We start from the raw sequence: 24901 nt of genomic DNA, 5'->3' as shown, positions 1-24901 counted from the left end.
ATCAATGGCTTTTTAAATACGGCTCAACAAATGATCAAAAATATGCAGTGATCTTTACTTCATTACTTGGCATACGTTAAACAAAACACATATACTGTACATATATACAGTACACATACTTTGGTTGACCTTTATGTTTGTTATTCCTATTTATATAGAAGCCGGTGTATGTGGGTTTGAATCTCCCGCTGCACAATATAGCGAGCTTGGTGTATCGCTTGATGAGTTATTAATTAAACACCCCGATGCCACTTTTATTGGGATTGCCTCAGGCAGCTCTATGCAAGAAGTAGGTATTTTTGAAGGTGATTTACTGGTAGTAGACCGCGCTGAACAAGCTAAAGATGGCGATGTAATTGTGGCCAATTTAAATGGCTTGTTTGTGTGTAAGTTACTTGATAAAACCAATGCACGGCTTTTATCTGCATCACCTTTGTATCAGCCCGTTAATATTACACCTAGCGATGAGTTTCAGCTTGAAGGCGTTGTTAGTTTATCTATTCGGTTACACAGACAACACCCCGAGTTACTTTCATGTATGCCTTAGTTGATGCCGTGGCTTTTTACGCCAGCGCCGAAAAGGTTTTTGACCCTGCAATTCGATCTAAACCCGTTGTAGTGCTTACTAATAACGATGGATGTGTATGTGCGGTATGCCCTATTGCAAGGCGTTTAAATATTCCTAAATTTGGCCCTTACTTTAAAGTTAAGTATTTACTTGAAAAAAATAACGTTGTTGTTCGCTCTAGTAACTACGAACTATACGCAGATTTAAGCGATAGAATGATGAATGTAATTGCTCGCTTTTGCGACACTCAACATATTTACAGTATTGATGAATCGTTTTTACACTTTACAGGCTATGCAAACCTTGTAAAAGATTGGTATACCTATGGGCATCTTATTAGGCGTACTGTATGGCGAGAAACCAAACTGCCGGTAGGTGTGGGTTTTGGACCCACTCCAACACTTGCAAAAGCAGCGAACCATGCGGCTAAAAAATTAAGTGGCTTTGATGGTGTTGCCGTCATCGATAACGAAGCAAGCCGCCGTGCAATTTTACAGCGCATGGACTGCCAAGATGTATGGGGAATTGGCAAACGCTTAGCTAAAAAGCTAAAAATAATGAACATACACACCGCATGGCAGCTTGCCCAACAAAACCCTAAAACTATGCGCCGTGCTTTTAGTGTGGTCGTAGAGCGCACCGTAAGCGAGCTTAACGGCTTAGTATGTTTAAACTGGGATGATGTACGCCAAGATAAACGCGAAATTTACTCTACTCGCAGCTTTGGAGAACGTATTTATGAACCAACCGCTCTTAAAACTGCTTTAATTAACCATGTCACTATTGTGGGCAGAAAGCTAAGAGCGCAAAAGTCGCTCGCAAAGCAATTATATATTTTTGGATCTAGCTCATCCCATGAAAACATATTTTATAAAAAGTCTTATATGTATCAGTTTAGCATCCCAACAAACGATACCTGCGTTATGGCCAATGCGGTGTCTGAGGTATTTGATCAAATTTACAAACCAGGCGTGCGGTTTTATAAATGTGGTGTAGGTGCGTTAGAACTCACCGCTGAGCAATTTCAGCAAAGTGATTTATTTGCACCACAACAAGATAACCCACAGTTAATGGGCTGTTTAGATGCTATTAATACCCGATACGGCAAAGGCATGTTGAGCTTAGCCAGTAGCAAACTCAATGACCGCTGGCATATGAACAGAGACTTTTTATCGCCTCAGTACACAACCCGCTGGCGCGACGTTCCAAAAATATACTGTAAGTAAATTAATATTGATTGCTTTACTTACTCTCATCTACTTTTTTAAACATGCATTCCACGCTTGGATCGCTTAAGGTGTATTTTAGTGTGTTATTAGCAAAAAACTCAATTTTTTGACTAATTGTTTTTTCGTTTGCAAGGTTTTCACAACGGCTCATTCTTAAACCATTTTCAAGGCCATCACTTTTATATTTAAGCGTGCTGGTAATAAAACAAAAATTTGGCTTTTTGATGGTTTGGGTACCATTGTGTAATGGCCCAAATACAATCTGCTCACCGAGTTTAAAACCAGCACTTGCATCACTTGAATCCGTCAAACTCAAATTGCTGTTAACACACAATCCTGAATTAGTAGAAGTCACTTCGTAATGACCAAGTTGTGACTTTAGAAGCGGTATAAAACGAGTTTTATTACTTGGCTCAGAAAAAGCCTGTGTACTTATAAAAGCGACTGTTAATAAAGCGGATGTTATGTATTTCATTTTGTAAATTTATCCTTGTGAGTCAGCGTGTTAAATAATAGCAAAATGCCTAATCACTTAGCTTTTATAACTTTTACAACTATAACAGAGATTTACTATAAAAGGAGAGAAGTCGTATCACAGAAAGTAGATACTAAACTTGACACCATTTTGTTGTAAAGCACTGAGAGGATACGTACTGAAACAACAAAACGATTAAAGTACAATCACTCGTATTACCGCCAGTACTTTAAAAATAAAGCGGGGTAGCTTTGCTTTAAAAACTTTGGTTTATCTTTAAAACGTTTGCCTGCAGGCTGATCGCCTGATGGTACAAAGGGTAATTCATCTTCGTTGCGCTCTTCATATAATAAGCCGGCGATGAGGTCGTACTCGTCAATGTATGGGTAAGGCTGTTCATTTAAATGATACACGGGTGTGCATAATGCAATTGAGTCGGCATTAGTTAGTGCGTTTTCAAATACGGCTTTACCTCGTGAAATAAGCCAACATCTAAACTCACTAAAACCATATTCATCGTTGCAGCCTGCCATAACAAATGCAGCGCCAAATAAATCCCATGTAAAACATTTACGCATATTTATGCCAAAAAACTTGTCAAAGGCAATGAGTTGCTCGTCATCTAGGTCGCTTAATTTTGCTTTAAGGTGGTCGCTCACACTTTGTGGATCAAGGCCTAAATCGGGTGTAGTTACTAAATCCCAAAAAGCCTGTTCTGTTAACGCTGCCATTATAAAATCTCTTTTACTCGGCCAACTTGACCATCTTCTAAGCGTACTTTAATGCCGTGCGGGTGATTTGGTGATTTTGTTAAAAGGCGCTCAACAACGCCCTCAGTTAATGTGCCGCTGCGTTGATCTTCTTTTAATACAATATTTACTGTGGTGCCTGGTGAAATTTGCGAACGCGTAGGAACAGCCATAATTTAAACCCTAAAAATAATTTATCTAATTATAACGTCCATGTGCTATCAAACCAACAAAAGCGCTGTTAATTGGCGGAAAATGATATATGTGCTGGTTTTGCGTTCAACTTAATACTCGTAAGCTCTTTGAGTATTATATTTGTTAATTCGTTAAGTTGCGGTTTTGCACTTTCAAGGGCTATCTCATCATTAAAATAGCAGTGCACTTTTAACGTATTGGCCTCATTATTTAAATCAATGGTATGCGTTAGATAATCAAAACCGATTACGCTTTCTTTTATTGCCTCGCATGCATTAGTAAGTGCTAGTCGAATGTGCTTATCGCGCTGCTTTTGCGTTTTAGTCATAAATATAAAGGTTACTTATTTAGTTTTTGCTTGTTGCTGTTTTTTAAACTCTTCGTAGTTAGAGTCTTGTTTATTTAAGCATTCGTAATATTCTTTGTCGGCTTTATAGTTACATTCATCAAGGCGCGCCGATTGAACTTCATGAAAACGCGCATCAGAGCTACAACCAGCTAAAACACATAATCCAACAATAAGTAATGCGCTACTTTTTAGTTTATTGATAAACATTAAATTTCCTTACACTTTCTATATCGAAAAAGCGTTAAATTATTACAATATTATTGTATATTAGCGCCATAAAATCTTAATCTCCAAAGGATCTATTTCTATGATGTCGCAGTTACAAAAGTTGTTTCAGCGTATAGACAAAAGCAAGATATTTCAATCATTTGTTATAGCTGTAATTATTGTTTCTGCCCTGACAGTAGGTGCGCACACTTACTCACTACATCCTACCGTAGAGCTTGCTCTAAATTGGATGGACGTTGGCATTACCGCATTCTTTTTAATTGAACTAATAATCCGCTTTATTGCAAGCAAAGGCATAAAACACTTTTTTTCTAAAGGATGGAACATATTCGACACCATCATAGTACTGGGGAGTTTATATCCTGCTGCTGGCTCTACTATGTTAATTGCGCGATTACTGCGCATATTTAGAGTACTGCGATTGGTATCAATGATCCCAGAGCTGCGCTTATTGGTTAATTCATTGCTCAAAGCAATTCCACAAATGGGTTATATAGCCCTATTAATGTTTGTTATTTTTTATATATACGCTGCAATGGGCAGCATGATGTTTGCTGAAATAAACCCCGTACTTTGGCAAGACGTTTCAATCTCAATGCTTACCTTGTTTAGGGTGGCAACATTTGAAGATTGGACCGACATAATGTACGAAACAATGGCGGTGTACGAACTAAGCTGGATTTATTATCTTACATTTATATTTTTAACCGCATTTGTATTTTTAAACATGATGGTAGGTGCCATTTTAGAAGTTATGAGTGAGGAGCACCGCAAAGCGCGAGAAGAGCTCGCAGATGACAGCTCATTACCTGCAACGCAAGGGCAAGTAAACGAACTACAATCGCAAATTGCGGAGCTTAAAGAGCTATTGAGTAACCGCAAAAACTAACCTGATAAGAGTACTAAAGCACCCACTTAAAGTTTAAAAAGTGGGTGCAACTTAAACATTTAACTCAAACATGCATTAAAAAAGTGCTTTAATTTCTCTCGTTATCAGGTTTGTTATCCGCATCTTCAAAAGAAATAACGTTATCTACTTTCATTTTAAACGCATCAAAAAAAGCATTTTTTAAAACCGAAATCACAGCTTGGAAAGTCGACACATCTGCATTGTCGAGTTGGCCATTTATAGGAATGCGTGCAGCAACAAGTTTAGACTCATCGTTTTCGAGTATAGAGCCCAGTAAATCAACACTGCCTTCAAATATGGCCGTAAATATTCCATCGTCATCTTTTTCTATATCTTCGCGCCACGAGAACACACGCAAGTTTTGAACGCCCGCTTTTACATAACCATTTAAGCTATTGTCTTTAGCCACAAGTTCCATAGCGCCATCAATACCACCCGCTTCAATATCAAAAGGCGTGTATACCTTAAATACAGTATCGAGGTTTTTAACAGAGAAACGCTGTACCTCTGCGTTAAAATCAAAATTAGCGTGTTTGCTAAAGGGATCTAATTTGCCATCAACCTTTAATAAAGCCTCCCCCATTAATGCACCTTCTACGTTTAGCGTAGTCACTAGTGTTTTTGATAGGTTTTGCGCGTTGGTTATATTTTCAATTCTGGCGTTGATATTTGATATAAAAGTGGGTTTTTCACCACTATTAATTGAGTTAACTAAAGTTAATTTACCTTGCTCAATTGTTAAGGTATCAATAGAAAACAGTACTAAATCATTAGCGAGCCCTACCCAGGTAGTTTCGTCTTTTACTTGTTGATTTTGCTCAGAAGCATTGGGATCTTTATCGTAAATAACTATCTCAGGACGTGTAAAGGCCATGTTTGTTACTAAATTGCCCTTTAAAAGGGCTGACCACGCAAGTGAAAAATCAAGCGTTTGAATACTCAGTAAAGGCTTAGGAGCTGAAGTTGCATCAACAGCGTAAATTTCAACGTCGTCAATTGCGTAGGCACCGCGATATAAAAACAAATCTACATCACCAACATGCCCCGTAACACCTTGCGTATGTTTTAACTGATAATTTACGTACTGCTGAAGCGCATAAGGCGCGGCTATTCTGGCAATAATAAGGACTAATAAAATAGCCGCTAATGAGTTAAACAATTTGCTATGAAATAAATTAAAAACCAAGCTCATTGTAATTTCCTTTACCTAATACTTTCAAATGAGCATTTTAAACATGTAAGAATTACGCAAAATTGTAATAACACTACGTATATCGCATTTAAAATACATCGTTGGTAGCCTTATTGTAGTTAAACAGGCTAATCTACGTATTAAGAGCAAAGGTTATACCACTTTAAGAGTGAACGATGAATATGAAAGAAGTAAGGACAAGGAGGGTAATACATTATAGGTAGTCGCTCATTGCTTTATTAAGCTGAGTGTTTCAAAGCATTGCTGCAAAAGTACTAACTTACGCTGCAATGCATCATTAAATATAAAGATTGTGTACTTTAATTTATTAATTTGAGGGCTTGATCAAACTTAACGGGTTTACTAAATAAAAAGCCTTGGTACTTATCTATATAAAAACTTTTTAGTACCTTTAATTGTTCAGTATTTTCAACCCCCTCCGCTATTACTTGGCAACCTATCATGTGAGACATGTTAGTCACCGCAGATACAATACTTTTATCTTTAGAGCATTCACAAATATTATCAATATAGGATTTGTCTATTTTAATGTAATCAACTGATAGCTCTTTTAAAACCGATATAGAAGAAAAGCCAGTACCAAAATCATCAATAGAAATACGCACCCCAGTGTTTTTAATCTCGGTAATCACTTTTGACAAATACGGTAAATTTTTAATCATAACTGTTTCTGTTATTTCTAAATGAACATTCTTTGGTTTAACCGCGTACTTACTCAAGAAACCAGTAAGAAGTCCTAAAAAGTTATGGCTTTCAAGTTGTAATACAGACACATTAATAGACAATCCAATACCACTATTTATTGCATTTAACTTACTTAAACTCGCAATCGCTTGTTCAAGTACAAATCCACCTAACATATTGATTTTTCCATATCGCTCTGCAATATCGATAAATTCGGAAGGGGGAATAAATTCATCATTAAACTGCCAACGAAGCAATACTTCAAACGTAGTTATATCATTTGTGGTTATATCAACGATAGGTTGATAACAAAGATGAAAATCACCTTTTTCTACGCATTCTTTAATTGAGCTGCGAAGTATTTCTTCTCTTTTAAGCGATTCATGCATTCGCTCGTCAAATACCGATATTTCATTACGGTTTTTTTTACCTTCATACATAGCAACATCAGCGTATTTGATCGCTTCTTGAAGCTCAAAATTTTCGCGTGTAAAGTAAAGCCCAACCTTAAAAGAAGGGTTTACTTGATAGCTATCCATACTCACTGTTTTCGTTAAGGTTTTAACTAATCTAAAAACACAGTCATAAAGCGCATCTTCAGTACTATTGCGTGAATAAAATATAAACTCATCACCTCCCCACCGACAAGCAATAAAGTCACCTTGGGTTTGCGTATCAACTAATCGTTTACCTGTTTGGGCCAGCACAAAGTCACCAAAATCATGACCAAACTTATCATTGATGAGTTTAAAGTCATCCATGTCTAAAAATAAAATGGCTTTAATGTCGTTATTTGTATTCGCTAAATCAAGTTCAACATTAGAAACAAAGCTACCTCTGTTAAATAACTTAGTAAGATTATCTTTTTGCTCTAAAAGAATAACTTGCTCTGTACGAAGTTGCACGTCGTTCTCTAGATTTTCAATAAATTGGTCTAACTTAAGTTCGTTGTTAATTGATGACTTTACGTCTTTTGCTGTACGCGTTGCAGTAACAAAACACAAAATAAACCACAGCACGAGCCCTAAAACACCTAACACGTTTTCATCGCTAATGGGCTGTAACAACAATAAAACGCTAAAAGGAACAAGCAAACACGTTATGTAGGATATAGAAGAGCGAATATCTGAAGCTAATACATTGACACCGCCACCCGCGAGCGAACTAAATACGACCAGAGATACAAATTTTTCTTGCATCACCATCTGTTCAAAAAATAAGATAGGATAAACAGCCCACGTAACACCGGTCATTAATACACCTAAAAAGTAGAGGTGATACTTTAGATTATTGCTGTTACGAACATAAATATGATTTGCAATACGAAGCAACGATATAAGCGTTAACACTAAAAACCAATTAAACTTTCCTTGAGAAGGACTGTGGTTTATACCACTAAAAACAACAAAGCAAGACACGATAGTATTAATGATAATTGCAGAACTAAAATATGAGCTAACAAAAGCTAAACGCTTATTAATAAAATTCTTTGTATTTATTGTCATTGTTATTACTTAATTAGCGACTTTAAGGACGATAGTTTACTTAAAATAAATGACTAAAAATAGCGTTGCGAAGGTTTAACATTGAATATTCATCGAGCCTTACTGCTTTTATACAACTCAATAAATTAAACCGCATGATTTTAAAACAATTAGAGCGTGTTGATAACGTTAAGACATGATAAATAAAAAAGGGTTAGCAAATTGCTAACCCTTTTTTAATGCTGTGCACTAAATTAACTGTTCTCTATTTCTCATCAACAATAATGCGTAGCATACGACGAAGTGGCTCTGCTGCTCCCCATAAAAGCTGATCGCCTACTGTAAATGCGCTAATGTATTTTGGTCCCATTGCAAGTTTACGAATACGACCAACAGGAATTGTTAAAGTACCTGTTACTTTAACTGGCGTTAAATCTGTGGCGCTAATTTCGCGCTCGTTAGGAATTACCTTAACCCACTCGTTATGAGACGCTAAAATTTCTTCAATTTTTTCTACGCTAATATCTTCACGTAATTTAATGGTCATCGCTTGTGAATGACAACGCATAGCGCCAATACGTACACATAAACCATCAATTGGCACTGGTTGCTTTGATGAACCTAAAATTTTATTCGCTTCAACCTGTGCTTTCCATTCTTCTTTAGACTGACCACTTGGCATAGGTACGTCAATCCACGGGATTAAACTGCCCGCTAATGGCACACCAAATTGGTCTTGTGGTAAGTCTTTAGACGCCATTGTTTCACTGACTATTTTATCAATTTCTAAAATAGCAGAGCTTGGGTTATCTAGTTTATCTGCAACACTTGCATGAATAGCGCCCATTTGTGCAATAAGCTCTTTCATATTTCGTGCACCAGCGCCCGACGCCGCTTGGTAAGTCATTGGGCTTACCCATTCAATTAGGTCTTGCTCAAATAAACCACCTAATGCAAGTAGCATCAGCGATACAGTACAGTTACCGCCCACAAAGGTTTTAACGCCTTGCGCTAAGCCTTGTTCAATAACATCTTTGTTTACGGGATCTAGCACTATTATGCTGTCCTCACTCATACGCAGTGCTGAAGCTGCATCAATCCAGTAACCATCCCAACCCGACTCTCGAAGTTTTGGATATACCGCATTGGTGTAGTCACCGCCTTGGCAAGTAACAATAATATCCATTTTAGCAAGTTCGCTAATGTCACTTGCATCTAGCAATGGTTTTGCGTCGCCCGCAATATCAGGGCCGAGTTGTCCCGCTTGTGAGGTGGTGAAAAAGGTGGTGTCGATATGGGCAAAATCACTTTGCTGCTGCATACGTTCTAATAACACAGAGCCAACCATGCCACGCCAACCGACTAATCCTACTTTTTTCATTGTTTGTTCCACTGTTTGATTCATAAAAGATGCCTTAATACATTAAAAATTAAATTCATTGCGTGAGATTTAATTTTCATTAACGCTAAACTAACACTCGTAGACGGCTAAAACTAGCGAATAAAACAGAACTTAAATATTTTTCATACTGAGCATAAACACAAAAAAGCTCTGTATTAAAATACAGAGCTAATAGATAGTGAAGTTTATTATTTCATTCCTTGAGTTTTATTTTAAATAAAGCTTAAAACTCATAGCTATAACTTAAACTAAACTCAGTGCCGGTGTCTTGTCCCCAAAGGGTAAGACCTTCTTGTTCAATTTCTTTTTCTTGGCCAAGCATATTCTTAACCTTAAAATTAACTTTAGAGTTAAAGTTAGGGAAGTAAGAATAAACTAAATCAACTGAATGAAACGACTTTTCTTCGGCATCTTCATTACCACGTGTACCAGGTACAATTATACGAGGACCAAACACATTATAAATTAGTGAAGTAGAATGAAATCCATCATCCGAGTCATAGCCCATTTGTAAGTTTGCAACCCACTCAGAATGACCAACTAAACGACGCTCATTGTTAGTTACAATATTCGATACCGTATCGGCCTCAAGGGCTTCTTTAAGCTGTGTTTCAAACAGTGAGTCAACACCGTCTGAATCATTAATCCCCAAATTAACACTTGAGTCAGATAGCGTAACGTTGCCTGACAAGAATGCTGAGGACCAATCTTTATTTATAAAGCCAAAGTCAGTTAAAAAATCAACTTCAATACCCGATAATTTACCCGACTGAGCATTTGCGGTTAATAACTGTGGAGATGCTCCCCCTACGCCCGCAAGCTCAACCATTTCAATTGGGTTTTCAATGTCTTTATAAAACAATGCAACAGAAAGGTTATTACCTGATGGCATATACCATTCAAACCTAAAATCAACATTTTTTAAATTAGAACTTTGTAAACTAGGAGACCCTCTCACCAGAAACTCAGTTAACGGGTCAACAAAGAAAGAAGAGCTTACATCACGTAGATCAGGGCGAATGGTTGTTTCACTTAAATTTAAGCGAAATTGCATTTCTTCATCCATGATGTATGTAACAGCTAAAGAAGGAAAAAAGTTATCTTCATTAATAGCTACATCTTGGATTTCTTGTAGCGTATTTTCAAAGAAATTAGTATGCGCTTCATAACCGACTGATACTTGAGAAAAATCTTCCCATCGAACGCCACCAGTAAAACGCCAAGTGTTTTGATAGAAGTAATCGGCCATAAAATAATAAGCATCTAATTTATGCGCTGCACTGTACTTATCACCATCAGTGGTCCCGTCATCAAAAATACCTGAGCCAGTTACACTTGCATAAAAAGCGTCATTCGCCGTGTTTTCATCAGCAAAAATATCGCTTACGTTAGAACCGAACGAGTACTCATCGCTTATACCACGGTGCGTAATGCCAAACTTCACATTACTTGCATCACGTTTTTTCTCTGAAAAATCGCCGCCTATTTTTAACTCAAGCTCATAGCCGTCACCATAAAAAGGCATACCCATATTCCAACCAAATGTTTCAACATCGTCGTGTAATACTTGATACTCACGGGTGATATTTGTTGCAGCTACATCTTGTAATTGTTCAGATTCAAGCACGCCATCAACTAAGTTTTGCTGATAAACAACATCTAAACCACCTGGTGCATTACGGTTTGCTCGACTTAAACCTCCATACCAATCAAAAAATAAATTATTTAGCTCTGGAAAGTTGTGCGTCCCCTTAAGCTGAGTCGAAAACATTTCGCGCTCTTCGTACGTAATATCTACTCGGCGTAATTCGGTGACACCTTCTTCGGTTTCATTTGCATCAAAGTAATCGCGGTTACGTACGCGGTCACTCATGTCATGAAGTGCAATATTAGTAAGCTCAAACTTATGGTTTGAATTTAACTCATATCCTAAATTTAATGTGCCGCTCCAACGTACATTTTGCTCAGTCGATGTACCATCGTAATACTGGGCAAAACATTTGTCTTCACAGCCTAAACTACCAAGGCTTGAGCCGCTTTGCTCTTGAACTACTTCCCACTCGTTATCGTAAGATACGGCTGCAAGCACACCAAAAGTACCGGCCTCACTTTCAAATCTATCACCTAAGGCAATAGAGAAGTTCATGGCAGGGTCAACATCCTTTTCTAAAATACCTACATCCCAATCAAGCGATTGAATCAGGTTTTTACGCTCGGCTAACGTAGTGTTTATATTGCCCTCAAGACCAGCATCACTGGTAAGCGCAGTAGTAAACACATCCGATAATGCTCGCGAACCATCATCTCGACCCATCCAGTCATCATCACCGCCACTGTAAAAGTAACCGGTATCGCTATTAGAAGTATTGTACGATGTACCCACTTGTACTTTTAATAAAAAGTCAGAAGGAATTGATTTAGTCCGAATATTTACATTACCACCACCAAAATGCGCTGGCATATCCGGTGAAAATGACTTTTGTACACTCAAGCTTTCAATAATTTCAGATGGAAATAAATCCAAAGGAACCACTGAGCGAGTAGGATCAGGACTTGGTACATACATGCTATTTAGTTGAGTACTAGAATAGCGTTCACCTAAACCACGCACATAAATAAATTTACCGTCGACTAACGTTAAGCCAGTAACACGACGAAGTGCAGAGGCGGCATCGCCATCACCAGTGCGTGATATTTGGTCTGCACCCATAATATCGGCAACAAACGCTTGGTTTTGACGTTCTTGCAGTACAGCACCCGCACTGCCCTTTAATCGTTGCCCTACAGCAACAACTTCTTCTATTTCTTGCTCTTCTACTTGCTGCTCAGCAGCCGTGGCTGTATTTACTGATAAACCAAGTAAGGCAGCCATTACAGCGTAGTTTAACTTTGATAAAGCAAGTGTAGAGGGTTTAAAAGATTTCATTTTTATACTCCGAAACAAAACAAGACATTAGCCGAGCTTTCGCTCGGCTATAATGTGGTTTGGGTTAAAGGCCTACTTTTACCCAACCTGCTGTCCAGTCTGTTTGTGCATCCATCGCACCAATGTAATCTACAGAATCAAAGTAACTATCTAAGCTTGATGAATCAAAGCCATTACCAAGTAATAACGACTCAGCAGTTGGCATATAGCCATTATCTGCAAGCCCAAGGTCAGTGGCTACTTGAACTGAATTGCCTGTTTGTCCTAAGAACCAAGATTCAACATTACCTGTACCAATTGCTTGCGTACCAAAGTTGTTAGCGGTTTCACACGCAACAACTGAGTGAGTAACAGTTAATGTACCGTCCTCTGCTCGCGGCGCTGAATCAGAGCCTACTCGTAAACAGTTTGAATAGTCTGCCCCGCCTGTCACCACTACGTTTTTAAGCATACCCGCAGTACCTGCACGTAAGCGGATACCATTTACACCCACATTACCAATAATTGTTACATTAGAGATAGTTGGCATTGTTAGTGGCGTTGCACTTGAATCAAACTCAGAGTTATCAGCTTCAATTGCATTGTCGCCCTCAGAGTCTGATTGTTTAATCAGTACATATTGCGCTTTACCCGTCCAACCGAATGACCAATCAAGTGAATCATCGCCTATGCTTGTTAAAACAAGGTGACTAATATTTGCAGTACCACCAAAAAATTCAACACCATCGTCTAGATTTTCATGAACGTGAATGTAATCTAGTTCAGTCTGACGACCAACACCCGCAAGTGTAATACCGTTAAGTTCATCGCCATTACCCAGCGTTTTACCCGCTTGCTTAACTGCAACATATTTTAGCGTACCTGAATTATCTTCAGGGTCATTACCACCGAACTGGCCTGCGTCACCTTCAGCAGACACACCACAACTAGCAAGTTCTTCTGCTGTTGCTTCACCTTGTTGGTCGCCACATGAGTTAGCAGGTGCATTACCCAATAATACTAAACCGCCCCATTGACCAATCGTAGTTTCGCCGCCCGTCATATCCTGGATTGACGTCATAGTAATTGGTTGATTTACACTGCCTACCGCTTCAATTTTAGAACCACGGCGAACAACTAAGAAGTCATCACCCGACTCACCAATTAACGTTGTACCAAACTGAACATAAAGTGTTGTGTTGTCAGCGCGGTCATTACCAACCGCTGTACGTCCTTTTAAAATCCAATGCGCATCGTTAGTCAGTGTTACATCAGATGTAAATACAACATCAGAGGTTAATTGATATACAGGTTTGTCTGTAATTGTAGGGAAGCTAGCAGAAACATCTGTTGCAAGTCCTTGTGCTAATGCATTAGCAATATCGTCAGGAAAGCTTGGTGTAATAGCAACTGTCCAACCATCCATCCAATTATTATCGCCATCGAATGCGCCGATGTAATCTGTTTTGGTAAAGAACGAGTCAAGCTCAGATGAATCCCCACCAGCACCTAATAAAGGTGAACCCGATTTTGGTGTAAAGCCGTCTGTCGCTAAATTAAGTGCTGAAGCCGTAAGCGTTAAGTTACCCGTTTGACCTTCAAACCAAGACTGCACATTGCCACTACCAATTGCTTGTGAACCAAAGTTATTATCTTCATTACATGCAACAGCTGAGTTTTCGATAGACAACTCACCCGATTCTGCATTAGCAGCAGAGTCTGAGCCTACACGTAAACAGTTTGAGTAACCTTCAGGTCCCGTTATAACAACATTTCGTAGAACGCCCGCTGTACCTGCACGTAAACGAACACCGTTAGTACCATCAGCACCTACAATTGTTACGTTAGAAATTAGTGGTTTAGTCAATGGTGTCGCATTTGAATCGAATTCTGAGTTATCAGCTTCTATTGCGTTATCACCCTCAACTGAACTTTGTTGAATATAGATATTTTGTGCACGACCCGACCAACCAAATGACCAATCGAATGCATCGTCGCCAATATCAGTTAGTACAATGTTACGAACATTAACTGTGCCACCAAAAAACTCAACACCATCATCTAGATTTTGGTGAATTTGAATGTATTCAACTTTCGTTTGTGAACCAACACCTGCAAATGAGATACCGTTAAGTTCATCGCCATTACCCAGCGTTTTACCTGCATGTTTAACAACAATATAACGAAGAACACCTGAGTTATCATCGATAATATCACCACCAAACTGACCAGCGTCACCCTCAGCTGATACACCACAATTAGCTAATTCTTCAGCTGTCGTTTCACCGGTTTGATCGCCACACGAGTTAGCGGGTGCATTACCTAATAATACTAAGCCGCCCCATTGACCAATCGTTGTTTCAGCGCCGGTTACATCTTGAATAGATGTCATAGTGATTGGCGCAGTTGCATTACCATTGGCATTAATTTGTGAACCACGACGTACAACTAAAAAGTCATCACCTGTTTCACCAATTAGCGTTGTACCCGCTTGAACATATAATATAGTTGCATCTGCACGGTCATTACCAACTGCAGTACGACCATTTAAAATCCAATGTGCATCGTTAGTAAGCGTTACATCTGCTGTGAACGTTGTATCTTCAGTTAAACGGTATACTGGTTTATCTGTAATTGCTGGAAATTCACTAGAAACATCTAATGCTAAGCCTTGTGCAAGCGCGTTATCAATATCAGTAGGGAAGCCGCCATTAATACCGACAGTCCAACCTTCCATCCAGTTAGTTGAACCATCAAAAGCACCAATTTGACCATTTGCGATAAGCGGTGAACCAGCAAGTGGCGTGTAACCGTCATCAGCAAGCATAAGCTCTGCAGGCGTAAGTACTTGGTTACCATCTTGTCCTTCAAACCAAGATTGTACGTCGCCACCGTTAATTACTTCACTACCAAAATTATTTGCCGTGGTTTGACACGCCACAATAGAGTTTACAATCGTTAGTGTGCCATCTTCAGCGCGAGGAACTGAATCAGACCCTACACGTAAACAGTTTTCGTAAGTAGCAGGACCCGTTACAAATACATTTTTAAGAGCGCCCGCAGTACCAGCGCGTAGACGAATACCATTATTACCTTCTGCACCGACGATTGTTACGTTAGATATAGTAGGCAGTGTTAATGGCGTGGCGCTTGAATCAAACTCAGAGTTATCAGCTTCAATAGCGTTATCGCCTAAGTTAGCCGCTTGTTGAATGTAAACATTAGTAGCCGAACCCGTCCAACCAAAAGACCAATCAAGTGAATCATCACCAATGTTAGTCAGCACTACATTACTTACATTAACCGTACCACCAAAAAACTCGATACCGTCATCAAGGTTTTCATGAACCTGGATATAATCAACCGTAGTTGCAGAGCCAACACCGGCAAATGTAATACCATTTAACTCATCACCATTACCAAGCGTTTTACCTGCTTGCTTAACAAGTACATATTTTAAAGTACCTGAATTATCATCACTGATATTTCCACCGAACTGACCTGCATCACCTTCAGCTGACACGCCACAGTTAGCAAGTTCGTCAGCTGTTGCTTCACCTTGTTGGTCTCCACATGAGTTTGCAGGTGCATTACCAAGTAATACCAAACCACCCCATTGGCCAATTGCTGTTTCGCTACCCGTAACATCTTGAATTGATGTCATCGTAATTGGCTGGCTTGCAGTGCCGACCGATTCAATTTGTGAACCACGACGCACAACTAAAAAGTCATCCCCTGACTCACCAATAATCGTTGTACCTTGCTGAATATAAAGCGTTGTACTATCTGCGCGGTCATTACCCACAGCAGTACGACCACTCACAATCCAATGTGCATCATTAGTTAGTGAAACATCAGCAATCAATGTTGTATCAGCACTTAAGCGATACACTGGTTTATCTGTTATTGCTGGAAATTCACTTGAGACATCCGTTGCTAAGCCTTGAACAAGTGCATTGTCGATATCAGCAGGGAAACCCGTAGTTGCATTTTGAGAATCATCACGCGATGATGTTTCATCTACTGTACCACTGCCACCTCCAACAACATTAGTAACTGTGTCGCCTTCATTTATTGTTGTGTCGCCTTCAGATACTACTAAGTCACCACCACAACCCGCTAAAGATACTGCAGTTGCAATCAAACTAACTTTAAATAAGTCAGATAATTTCATTGTTCACTCCGTTAAAGTATTTAATTATTTTGTTAAGTGCTTTAAATAAACTCAAGTCACCTTAAAACATTAAGTAATGCTTTAAGGTCACTTGAGTTATCAGCAGCGCCTACCTTACGGTAGCTATATGACATTACAGTTACACTTTAATAAACATAAGATGACAAAGTTATTTACATAAAATTCAAGTGGTTAATTTATTAAAAACATAAAAAACCACACTAAAAATAGTGTGGTTTGGATTTGCGATTATGAAATTATATTTAAACGTTATTACTAAAGCTTAAAGCAGTGCCGTTCTTAATGTTTCTGCATGCACTTTCTCGCGCTTTACATATTTAATCCATTGCTGCGCTAAACGCTGTGATTTTTTATGTTTTTCTGCTTGTTCGAACGCTAAAATAGATGCATCAAAATTTTGTAAGTTGTACTGAGCCATACCCAAGGCTACAAATGCATTTGATTCAAAATCAAGTGAGCCTTTATTAAGTGCTTTACGCGCTGCGTCGGCCGCTTCCTCGTATTGCTCAGTATTAACATACACTTCAGCTAAGCGTTGGTCATACTTACCACTGGGTGATAAATCGGCTGCTTTTACAAAGTATTTTATTGATTTTGCGTCTTCTTTTGCTTGGATCATCGCCTCAGCTACAAAGGCATAGTTTTTAGCGTTTTGCTCTGCAATCCCTTTTTCAATCGCATCGCTCATAACGTCTGCGGCTTTAAATGCTAAGCCGTTATATAAATACACTTGCGCTAATTGGCGTAAATCAGATTTAGAGGTTAAAAATCCTTGCTGGTAAGCCGCTTCAATTACCGCCAACTGCTGCTTTTCTTGCCCTGTTTCACCATACATACCCGATAACTGCACCCAGTACTCAGGCTTGTTATAAAGCTTTACCATGCGCTCAAGTACTTCAACAACTTTATCTGTTTGATTAAGCGAGTAATACATTGCACGCTTTAGTACTAACCAGTTTTCTTTAGGGATTTTGCCTTCGCTATCACTTAAAGCAATTACTTGAGATATGTACTCAAGGCCTTTTTTATAATCCTTTAACTGATAGTATGTTTGAGCCCTTAACAAGTAATAGCCTTCTGTTTTAGGCTTAGTGTTAATAGTGTCCCAGTCATCTAAAAATGCGATAACTTTAGTGTAATCACTATTAGCCATAGCTAGTTGCGCTAAACTAAAGGTAGTACTTAAACGAAGCGACTCGGGAATGGCCTCCTCTGCTACGACCTTTTCAAACGAAGCTATCGCTTTTGGTAAATCGTTCTCGTTGTAATAAATAAACCCATAAAAATTATGCATCATCGCAATTTCGTACGAGTTCATGCTTGAAGCTCGCTCTTGAATGCTATCAAGCGCTTCAAGTCCGGCTTTAACATCGCCATCATCAGCGAGTTTTTGTGCACGTGCGAGTTGGCTGTAGACCTTTTCGCGAAGCGCTGGTACACGTTTTGTTTTTTGCTCTTGCTCTGCATATGCCGTAGCTACATTTAGCCCTGGTATCAGGCTTAGAGCACTTGGTGCAACAATACTTGTACTGATCGCAGCGGTACAAAATAGTGTTAACTTTAAAAGTTTAGCTGTAGGTAGTAATTTCATAATCGCCTCGTATTACTGTCCGTATACTCGTGGTTAATGACTAAATTAACCGCTAATTTGGAAAGATATTTTGTTCTGAACACCCGCTACTTCAACGGCTTCACCGTTAACTACGCGTGGTTTATATTTAAATTTAAGGGCTGCATCCATCGCGGCTCTATCAAAGAGTGACTCAGGCTCTGCTTTTACTACTTGTGGGTCGCGTACAGTGCCTTGTTTAGTTACTATAAATTCAACAATAACGTAGCCTTCGATACCTCGCGATAATGCGCGGCGCGGATAAACAGGTGCCACTTTTACAATCGGTAAATATTCACCATCGCTGGTTTCCAGTGCTAACCCGCCGGCTAAATTTACATCTGCTTCTACATTGGCACCAAAGTCAAAGTTATTAGCGTTTGCGTTTGCATCACTACTTTGCATTTGCGGCGATTCCATTGGTGGTGGCGGCTCTTTTGGTGTAGGTGGCTTTTGTGGCTTACGCTCTTTTTTTTGTACGGTTTCTTCTTTTTTCAAGCGAACAAAATCAAGTACGTTACCCTTAACCGGATCCGTCATAGCGCCTTCACCGCCAGTGATCAGTGCCTGCATGCCTAAAAACAACATAAAGGTCACTACACCGGCTATCACTAATGCAACTAAATATCGCAACATAACTAGCCCTTAAGACGCATCTTGTGCGGCAATTGATACATCAAATGCGCCCGCCGCGCGCGAGGCATCCATCACCTTTATTAACATTTCGGTAGTGGCTTTTTTATCCGCTTGAATCACAACGCTACCTTGTGGATTTTCTGCTTTTAAACGCTCTATATTTGCTTGTACTGCGCGTACATCAATTTGACGTTTATTAATCCAAATTTCACCTGTATCTGAAATCGCCACAAGGATATTTGCGCGCTCTTTTTTCACAGCAGTTGCTGCTTCTGGGCGGTTAACATCAATACCGGCTTCTTTAACAAAAGAGGCAGTTACAATAAAGAAAATAAGCATGATAAATACAACGTCTAGCATTGGGGTCATGTTTATTTCTTCAGCTTCATCTTCTTGAAATAGGTTTCCTAACGGGGCTCTCATTTTTATTCTCCTAGGATGAGCGACTTTATATAAGCCGCTTATCAAAATTTTGCTTAATGGTCTAAAACCATACTGTCTTGTAGTAGTTCTACTTCGCGCTTAGCTTTTCGTTGTAAATACGTTGAGGCAAATACCCCAGATAACGCACCTACCATGCCTGCCATTGTCGGGATAGTTGCTTTAGATACCCCTGATGCCATTGAACGCGCACTCCCTGTGCCAGTAATTGCCATGACATCAAATACTTCTATCATGCCCGTTACAGTGCCTAACAAACCAAGTAGTGGGCACAAAGCAACCATCACATTAATCAAAGAAAGATTGGTGTTTAAGCGCATACCTGCTCGCGATATCATCGCTTCGCGTATTTGCTCTGCATTCCAGCTATCACGTTCTGCACGGTTAATCCAATTGGCTTTAAGAGCATGTTTGTAGCTTCGAAAGCCATTGAAAAAGTAAATAAATCGCTCGAGTATCAATAACCACATCGCGAAGATTAACACCCCGATGACCAAGAGAACTTGGCCACCAGTGTCGAGAAAATCACGGATAGCATTGATTGAGTCAATCAATAGCACCATGGTTTATGCTCCCTTCTCGCTTCGCTCTGCAATAATACCGGCGCTCTGCTCTTGGATAGTTAACAAGATATTTTTAGCGCGCGTATTAAGTAAGGTGTATAAAAATACCGTTGGTATGGCGACCACTAAGCCCAGTACCGTTGTTACTAGTGCTTGAGAAATACCACCTGCCATTAATTTAGGGTCGCCGGTACCAAATAAGGTGATTGCTTGGAATGTATTGATCATGCCTGTTACCGTACCTAATAAACCTAACAGCGGTGCAACAACAGAGATGATTTTGATAAGTGTTAAATTACGCGTCACTTTTGGCATTTCACGTAAAATAGCTTCACTTAATTTGAGCTCAAGTGTGTCGTGTGAAACACTCGGAAATTGATCTTTTACTTTCATTACGCGTCCAAGCGGATTGTCATCACGTGCAACTGAATCTTTAAGCTGACGACGAATTTTACCGCCCATAATCAATAATGAGAAAAAACGTTCCAGCGATATAAGGAGTGCAATAATACCCACGCCTAAAATCACATAACCCACTGTGCCACCTTGATGAACACGCTCTTGGGTATCGGGTGCTTGTACTAATAAACCAAGAATAGAGCCACCTGTTGGGTCAAGTGCAAATTGCACCACACCGCTTTTAGTACTTTGAAGATCCTCTGCCGTTGCGGTAAAACGCGACACGGGTTGGCGAGTTAATTCACTCAAAGAGTTAGTCGAAGAATTAAACTCTAAGTACTTACCGTTTGATATAAGGTTAAATGCACCCACTCGCACAACTTCTTGCTGTGCTTTAGTACCGCCTTCAACAATGACACTTGCGTTAAAACGACTTACTTTGCCTTGCTCGGTCATTTCGCGTTGTAGTTCAAACCATACTTTTTCAATATCTTCTATTGAAGCAAGTTTTGAAGTTAAACCCATTTTTTGAGCCAGGTCATCCATAAACGTACTGCGGCCAGCAATCTGGGCAGATATAATTGATGTCGCAAACTTATTACTAGAATCACCCGCTACTTGCTGTAACACGCCAAACAATTCTTTAAGCGAACCCATTCGTTTAGAAAGCGTGTCTGTTAAGTTAGCAAGTTTCACTTCGTTTTCTTCAAACTGCGTTTCTAAGCGCTCAGATTCCACCAGCATTTGATTACGCTTAGCTTGGGTATTTTTAAGCATTTGTACTTGCTCGTTTTGACGAGCAGTAAACTCTTGTTCGCGCTGCTTATTTTGCTCGCTTTGAGCTGATTTACCATTTTCGAGCGTTTTAAGTAATGAATCTAAGTTCATTGGCTCTGCCGCTATACTTACACCAGTAATGCTTAGGCTTGCAGCAAAAAGAGCTATTTTTGTCATTTGAGTAAACAATTTCATTTTTAACCTCTTATTCTGCTGCATGTACTGGCAGAGTTAACATATCTGGGGCAAGTTGCTTACGCGCAATACGTAAACCTTTATTAATTTGGCTTATTGTAGAGTCTGGTAATGCTTCAAATGATTTAGTATCTGCATTCCAACTACCTGCTTTTTTACCATCGCGTGTTAAGTAAATAAGCTCTAAACGACCAATGCGTAAAAAATCGACTTCACGCTCTTTGTCATCCACATTTAAAAGTGCGGTATAGGCTTCAATAGTGCGCCCGTAGTCTACTTCTACCTGATAGGCTTCAAGTACACGGCGAAATTTTTCACTTGAATTGATATCTGCACGATTCATCATTTCATTTAAAGACGTAACGCGCTTAGTGCGCTCATCAGCTAAAAATGGAATATCTAAAGATACAAACTGCTCAAGGCCTTCAATCATTCTAAGCATTAGCGGCGTAATTTGACGTTCAATAATAGAAACCTGATCCATAGACAGGTTTAAAGATTCCATCTCTTCTACTTGATTATTTAACTGTTTAGTTAGCTGAGCGTTGTAAACAGCTAAACCGTCAATTTCTTTATTGAGGGTTTTAAATTGCTGTAAACGTCCTTGCATTGAATCTGCAATCTTGTCTATTTTTGTTTGTGATTGCGCAGCTGATTTATTTATCTCACTGCTTTTATCAATAACCTTATCTAAATCGTTTGCGTGTACTGCTGCACTTGCGGCCACAATACCAGCTAAGATTAATGGTTTAACGCCTTTCATCGCATACACCTTTACTCGTTAGTTAGCGGATTTGCTAGTTTGTTTTTTTAGGTCATAAACTTTGTTATATAAATAATTTATGACTTAATAATTTCAATGAGCAGGAGTTTATAGGTGAAACATGACAAGGATGTTGCGCAAAAAAGTCGCTTTTATGACAATGGTAATAATTAAGACTTACGAAGAGGTTTTAAAGGGAATAAGGGTACTTGCTGATCAAACACCCTTAATTAAGATGAAAATAAGTGGTTAGTTTAAAATTGAATTAATTTGATTAAGGGAATAGTGCCAATCGGTGTAATTTATTTCAATTGGGTATGCTTTGTTACCTTTAATAAGCACTAGTGAGGGAAAACCTTGGATTGGTAGTGTACGAACAAAGGATAACTCAGCTTTAAATTCATCATTAAGCTCGCTTGACGTTAGCTGCGCGGTAAACTCATTTTTATCTAAGCCAATTTTTTCAGCCAAACTAATTAATGTACTTTCGTCTGACGGGTTTTGCGCATTTAGGTAATAAGCATATTGAATTGCAGCCACCATTTGAGCTTCTTTATCCGCTTTACGTGCTATAAGTGCAGCTCTACATGCGGGATACGTTGAACGCCTTGGCTGGCAATCGCGCCAAAAGTTATAATTAAATTGCGTACCTAACTGCGCTGAAATTTTATGCCAAGTACCCTCAAGCATCTCTTTCATATTTTGTGGCATTGGGTCTTGGCTATCGGGTGCTAATCCACCTACTTTATATTCAATCGTCACTTTGCCAGCAAGCTCTGATTTTAGCTTAAGCCATGTTGGCGAGTATCCCCAACACCAACTACACATTGGGTCATGAACATATATTAATTTACTTTGAGACATAACAACCTTTAAGTTAAATCGGAAATAACTTTATTACGACCCGTTTCTTTAGCTGTGTAAAGGAACTGATCAGCTTGTTTTAATGCATCACCATACTCTTCTAACTTATTTACTTGTGCAACGCCAATACTACATGTGAGTGTTATGTTATCTTTTTCAACATTTAATAGTGTTTTATTAGCCAAACTTTGCCGGAAGTTATTTGCAATTTTCTCAGCGGTATAGACGGTTTCTTTTGGTAATATAACAACAAACTCTTCCCCACCATAACGTGCTTTTATCGAATCACTACTAAATTGTGATTCAAGCAATTTAGTAAATTCAATTAAAACTATATCGCCGCTATCATGACCATGATTGTCATTAATAAACTTAAAGTAATCTAAATCAATTAATAAAATAGAAAATGGTAGGTAATTCTGAGGTTGTTCGCTTACAAGATTAAAAAAATGAGACGTAATAAAACGCCTGTTTGCAGCCCCGGTAAGTTGATCTGTATACGCATCTTTTTTCTGTGCTAAGGTAATTTTAGCTATGGTTGCATGACTTTTTTGTCTGTAGAACTCACCTATAAACGAAAATATAAATACCAGACTAAATGAGGCAATAAATCGTGACTTTTCTACACTGCCGTACTGTACTTGGCCTAAATCAGGGCCATATAAAAGCCCTAAACAACATACTATTAAAAATACACTCAGCCAAGCGCCCAATTTAACTCCAAGCGTTGCAAAGGTAACCACCGGATAAAACATAAGCCAATAAAGTGCAGTGTTTTCCTTCCCCCCTGTGTAGGTTAAAGCAACGCACATTAAAAATATAATAACCATCGTTGTTAAAGCAACCGACTCTAATTCCCGTGACTGAATAAAATAAACGGTACTGCCAATAATCGTCATGTTTGCGACTAGTAATGAGACAGTTAAAATCGGCGAATAGACATCGTAGTTCGAAATAATCAAAAAAGTTAACACCACTATCGCAAACGCTATCATGCTAAATAACGAAAATGCTTGGCGTTGTTTATCTGACTTATAAACACTATCAATATTGATTAAGTTAAGCCAACTAGGCTTATTAATGTTTTCTTTTTTCATGACTTATACTTTAAACCTTTGAACCATACTTTGTAAGACACTGCACTGCTGTTTAAGTTTAATACATGCGTTAAGCGCGTCATTTAAATTCGCCTTACCAAGTATAGAAAAGACATTAATCGTCTGAATATCGGTATCTAACAATTTTACCACCTGATTTTTTTATCTGTAGCACTGACCACAGAATGATTAGCATCGTTAATTTGTTTCATAGCTTTTATAGCTTTTATAGCGGGCTGATCAAATTACCGACAGCATCTACTTGTTGCATGCTTTTCTTACTATCTTGACGACTTATTTTCATAAGCTCTACCGCAAGGTTTGAGCCTAATAAAAACCATAACTAAGCCCTAAAAATCATTATCGTTCATATTTTTGGTAACGGTTTGCATATCAATATCAGCACCTGTGGCGCCTCTAAACTGATCATTTGAAATATCAGTACCTCAGCTTAAATTGCAAGCTGATTGGTTGTAACATCAATATAAGCTGTCGAAAAGCAGTATGAGATTTGTTTTCAACTAATTTATACCTAGGGCGGGAAGTCGCATCAAAATTAGCAGCAAGCTCTTTAGTATTTAATTGTGGAAGGGCAAGTGCTTAAACATCATTAATTTTGTACGTTTTAGCTATTGATATAACAATCGCCAAGTTTGCGTTTAACCAGCTCGCTATATTTTGCGCAACAAACTCAGAATTTTGCTGTAACACTCCGCCTAACTGCTGCTCAGTTTGTTTAACCATAGAAATAGAGTTAGTAAAAGTGAACAACCCCAATACCAAAACCAAAACCAACATTAAAAGGCTACATTAGTCACTTTCAAAGTAAATTTTAACGAGCCAAACATATACACCCTTATTACTAGCCGTGTAGTTTTAGCAAAAAATTAGCTAAATGTCTTAGTAAATTAAACTTAAACTAAATTTTTTGGTAAAAACAAACACTAAAGGATTAAAAAATACATAGAGGA

At 38.8% G+C, this 24901-nt stretch carries 22 protein-coding genes; 3 read left to right on the top strand and 19 right to left on the bottom strand.

Going from position 1 to position 24901, the window contains the following annotated elements; translation table 11 throughout:
- The first annotated feature begins 133 nt into the window (after positions 1-133).
- Entirely contained in the window at positions 134-547 is a 414-nt protein-coding gene (gene umuD / locus P20652_RS06600) for a translesion error-prone DNA polymerase V autoproteolytic subunit (RefSeq protein ID WP_008169994.1), read from the top strand.
- Positions 535-1794, top strand: coding sequence for a Y-family DNA polymerase (locus tag P20652_RS06605; RefSeq protein WP_008169991.1), 1260 nt, complete (start codon positions 535-537; stop codon positions 1792-1794). The genes umuD and P20652_RS06605 overlap by 13 nt, the downstream gene beginning before the upstream one ends.
- Before the next feature lie 16 nt (positions 1795-1810).
- Here the strand turns inward: P20652_RS06605 and P20652_RS06610 are convergent, their stop codons facing one another.
- The 5 genes from P20652_RS06610 to P20652_RS06630 form a co-directional block, all read right to left on the bottom strand.
- Positions 1811-2272: a hypothetical protein gene (locus P20652_RS06610; RefSeq protein ID WP_008169989.1), complete on the bottom strand. Its 462-nt coding sequence runs from the start codon at positions 2270-2272 to the stop codon at positions 1811-1813.
- A gap of 215 nt (positions 2273-2487) precedes the next feature.
- The gene (locus tag P20652_RS06615) at positions 2488-3003 is read right to left on the bottom strand and encodes a DUF4240 domain-containing protein (RefSeq protein WP_008169987.1); all 516 of its coding nucleotides are present in this window, start codon (positions 3001-3003) and stop codon (positions 2488-2490) included.
- Positions 3003-3194, bottom strand: coding sequence for a YwbE family protein (locus P20652_RS06620; protein WP_007583223.1), 192 nt, complete (start codon positions 3192-3194; stop codon positions 3003-3005). Before P20652_RS06620 ends, P20652_RS06615 begins: the two co-directional genes overlap by 1 nt.
- A gap of 68 nt (positions 3195-3262) precedes the next feature.
- Complete coding sequence (locus tag P20652_RS06625) at positions 3263-3544, bottom strand: hypothetical protein (RefSeq protein WP_008169984.1); 282 nt, start codon at positions 3542-3544, stop codon at positions 3263-3265.
- 15 nt (positions 3545-3559) lie between these two features.
- Positions 3560-3772 carry a hypothetical protein gene (locus P20652_RS06630; protein WP_008169982.1) on the bottom strand — a complete coding sequence of 71 codons (213 nt, stop codon included), beginning with the start codon at positions 3770-3772 and terminating at the stop codon, positions 3560-3562.
- A 100-nt stretch (positions 3773-3872) separates the two neighbouring features.
- Here P20652_RS06630 and P20652_RS06635 point away from each other — a divergent pair, with 100 nt between their 5' ends.
- Entirely contained in the window at positions 3873-4682 is an 810-nt protein-coding gene (locus tag P20652_RS06635; protein ID WP_008169981.1) for an ion transporter, read from the top strand.
- A gap of 88 nt (positions 4683-4770) precedes the next feature.
- Here P20652_RS06635 and P20652_RS06640 read toward each other — a convergent pair whose 3' ends face one another.
- From P20652_RS06640 to P20652_RS21035, 14 genes are all read right to left on the bottom strand, one after another.
- A complete protein-coding gene (locus P20652_RS06640; RefSeq protein WP_008169979.1) occupies positions 4771-5895 on the bottom strand; it encodes a DUF748 domain-containing protein in 1125 nt (374 codons plus the stop codon).
- Positions 5896-6215: 320 nt separating this feature from the next.
- Complete coding sequence (locus tag P20652_RS06645; RefSeq protein WP_033017608.1) at positions 6216-8105, bottom strand: bifunctional diguanylate cyclase/phosphodiesterase; 1890 nt, start codon at positions 8103-8105, stop codon at positions 6216-6218.
- A gap of 244 nt (positions 8106-8349) precedes the next feature.
- Entirely contained in the window at positions 8350-9489 is a 1140-nt protein-coding gene (gene asd / locus P20652_RS06650) for an aspartate-semialdehyde dehydrogenase (RefSeq protein ID WP_008169973.1), read from the bottom strand.
- A gap of 220 nt (positions 9490-9709) precedes the next feature.
- Entirely contained in the window at positions 9710-12412 is a 2703-nt protein-coding gene (locus P20652_RS06655) for a TonB-dependent receptor domain-containing protein (RefSeq protein WP_008169971.1), read from the bottom strand.
- Positions 12413-12476: 64 nt separating this feature from the next.
- Entirely contained in the window at positions 12477-16565 is a 4089-nt protein-coding gene (locus tag P20652_RS06660) for a hypothetical protein (protein WP_008169969.1), read from the bottom strand.
- A gap of 283 nt (positions 16566-16848) precedes the next feature.
- Entirely contained in the window at positions 16849-18177 is a 1329-nt protein-coding gene (locus P20652_RS06665; RefSeq protein WP_008169966.1) for a lipopolysaccharide assembly protein LapB, read from the bottom strand.
- A 45-nt stretch (positions 18178-18222) separates the two neighbouring features.
- A complete protein-coding gene (locus P20652_RS06670) occupies positions 18223-18828 on the bottom strand; it encodes an energy transducer TonB (protein WP_193371786.1) in 606 nt (201 codons plus the stop codon).
- 12 nt (positions 18829-18840) lie between these two features.
- Entirely contained in the window at positions 18841-19254 is a 414-nt protein-coding gene (locus P20652_RS06675) for a biopolymer transporter ExbD (protein ID WP_004334764.1), read from the bottom strand.
- 53 nt (positions 19255-19307) lie between these two features.
- Positions 19308-19835: a MotA/TolQ/ExbB proton channel family protein gene (locus P20652_RS06680; protein ID WP_010552929.1), complete on the bottom strand. Its 528-nt coding sequence runs from the start codon at positions 19833-19835 to the stop codon at positions 19308-19310.
- Positions 19836-19838: 3 nt separating this feature from the next.
- A complete protein-coding gene (locus P20652_RS06685) occupies positions 19839-21206 on the bottom strand; it encodes a MotA/TolQ/ExbB proton channel family protein (RefSeq protein ID WP_008169961.1) in 1368 nt (455 codons plus the stop codon).
- 10 nt (positions 21207-21216) lie between these two features.
- On the bottom strand, positions 21217-21969 hold the full coding sequence (locus tag P20652_RS06690; RefSeq protein ID WP_008169959.1) for a DUF3450 domain-containing protein: 753 nt from the start codon (positions 21967-21969) through the stop codon (positions 21217-21219).
- A 249-nt stretch (positions 21970-22218) separates the two neighbouring features.
- On the bottom strand, positions 22219-22833 hold the full coding sequence (locus P20652_RS06695; RefSeq protein ID WP_008169954.1) for a DsbA family protein: 615 nt from the start codon (positions 22831-22833) through the stop codon (positions 22219-22221).
- Between the two features lie 8 nt (positions 22834-22841).
- Positions 22842-23930, bottom strand: coding sequence for a GGDEF domain-containing protein (locus tag P20652_RS06700; protein ID WP_008169952.1), 1089 nt, complete (start codon positions 23928-23930; stop codon positions 22842-22844).
- Positions 23931-24530: 600 nt separating this feature from the next.
- Positions 24531-24728 (bottom strand): hypothetical protein, encoded by a 198-nt coding sequence (locus P20652_RS21035; protein WP_237707129.1) that lies wholly within the window; start codon positions 24726-24728, stop codon positions 24531-24533.
- Positions 24729-24901: the final 173 nt, after the last annotated feature.

It is taken from the genome of Pseudoalteromonas sp. BSi20652 (assembly GCF_000239855.1).
In the GTDB taxonomy this organism is placed as follows: domain Bacteria; phylum Pseudomonadota; class Gammaproteobacteria; order Enterobacterales; family Alteromonadaceae; genus Pseudoalteromonas.
Note: the sequence above shows the minus strand (reverse complement) of the source record. Positions and strands in the feature narration are given on the sequence as shown.

What these genes read in the sequence shown, in the direction of transcription:
- umuD (WP_008169994.1), top strand. Translation starts at nt 134, where the DNA reads ATGTTTGTTATTCCTATTTATATAGAAGCCGGTGTATGTGGGTTTGAA.
- P20652_RS06605 (WP_008169991.1), top strand. Translation starts at nt 535, where the DNA reads ATGTATGCCTTAGTTGATGCCGTGGCTTTTTACGCCAGCGCCGAAAAG.
- P20652_RS06610 (WP_008169989.1), bottom strand. Translation starts at nt 2,272, where the DNA reads ATGAAATACATAACATCCGCTTTATTAACAGTCGCTTTTATAAGTACA.
- P20652_RS06615 (WP_008169987.1), bottom strand. Translation starts at nt 3,003, where the DNA reads ATGGCAGCGTTAACAGAACAGGCTTTTTGGGATTTAGTAACTACACCC.
- P20652_RS06620 (WP_007583223.1), bottom strand. Translation starts at nt 3,194, where the DNA reads ATGGCTGTTCCTACGCGTTCGCAAATTTCACCAGGCACCACAGTAAAT.
- P20652_RS06625 (WP_008169984.1), bottom strand. Translation starts at nt 3,544, where the DNA reads ATGACTAAAACGCAAAAGCAGCGCGATAAGCACATTCGACTAGCACTT.
- P20652_RS06630 (WP_008169982.1), bottom strand. Translation starts at nt 3,772, where the DNA reads ATGTTTATCAATAAACTAAAAAGTAGCGCATTACTTATTGTTGGATTA.
- P20652_RS06635 (WP_008169981.1), top strand. Translation starts at nt 3,873, where the DNA reads ATGATGTCGCAGTTACAAAAGTTGTTTCAGCGTATAGACAAAAGCAAG.
- P20652_RS06640 (WP_008169979.1), bottom strand. Translation starts at nt 5,895, where the DNA reads ATGAGCTTGGTTTTTAATTTATTTCATAGCAAATTGTTTAACTCATTA.
- P20652_RS06645 (WP_033017608.1), bottom strand. Translation starts at nt 8,105, where the DNA reads ATGACAATAAATACAAAGAATTTTATTAATAAGCGTTTAGCTTTTGTT.
- asd (WP_008169973.1), bottom strand. Translation starts at nt 9,489, where the DNA reads ATGAATCAAACAGTGGAACAAACAATGAAAAAAGTAGGATTAGTCGGT.
- P20652_RS06655 (WP_008169971.1), bottom strand. Translation starts at nt 12,412, where the DNA reads ATGAAATCTTTTAAACCCTCTACACTTGCTTTATCAAAGTTAAACTAC.
- P20652_RS06660 (WP_008169969.1), bottom strand. Translation starts at nt 16,565, where the DNA reads ATGAAATTATCTGACTTATTTAAAGTTAGTTTGATTGCAACTGCAGTA.
- P20652_RS06665 (WP_008169966.1), bottom strand. Translation starts at nt 18,177, where the DNA reads ATGAAATTACTACCTACAGCTAAACTTTTAAAGTTAACACTATTTTGT.
- P20652_RS06675 (WP_004334764.1), bottom strand. Translation starts at nt 19,254, where the DNA reads ATGAGAGCCCCGTTAGGAAACCTATTTCAAGAAGATGAAGCTGAAGAA.
- P20652_RS06680 (WP_010552929.1), bottom strand. Translation starts at nt 19,835, where the DNA reads ATGGTGCTATTGATTGACTCAATCAATGCTATCCGTGATTTTCTCGAC.
- P20652_RS06685 (WP_008169961.1), bottom strand. Translation starts at nt 21,206, where the DNA reads ATGAAATTGTTTACTCAAATGACAAAAATAGCTCTTTTTGCTGCAAGC.
- P20652_RS06690 (WP_008169959.1), bottom strand. Translation starts at nt 21,969, where the DNA reads ATGAAAGGCGTTAAACCATTAATCTTAGCTGGTATTGTGGCCGCAAGT.
- P20652_RS06695 (WP_008169954.1), bottom strand. Translation starts at nt 22,833, where the DNA reads ATGTCTCAAAGTAAATTAATATATGTTCATGACCCAATGTGTAGTTGG.
- P20652_RS06700 (WP_008169952.1), bottom strand. Translation starts at nt 23,930, where the DNA reads ATGAAAAAAGAAAACATTAATAAGCCTAGTTGGCTTAACTTAATCAAT.
- P20652_RS21035 (WP_237707129.1), bottom strand. Translation starts at nt 24,728, where the DNA reads ATGTTGGTTTTGGTTTTGGTATTGGGGTTGTTCACTTTTACTAACTCT.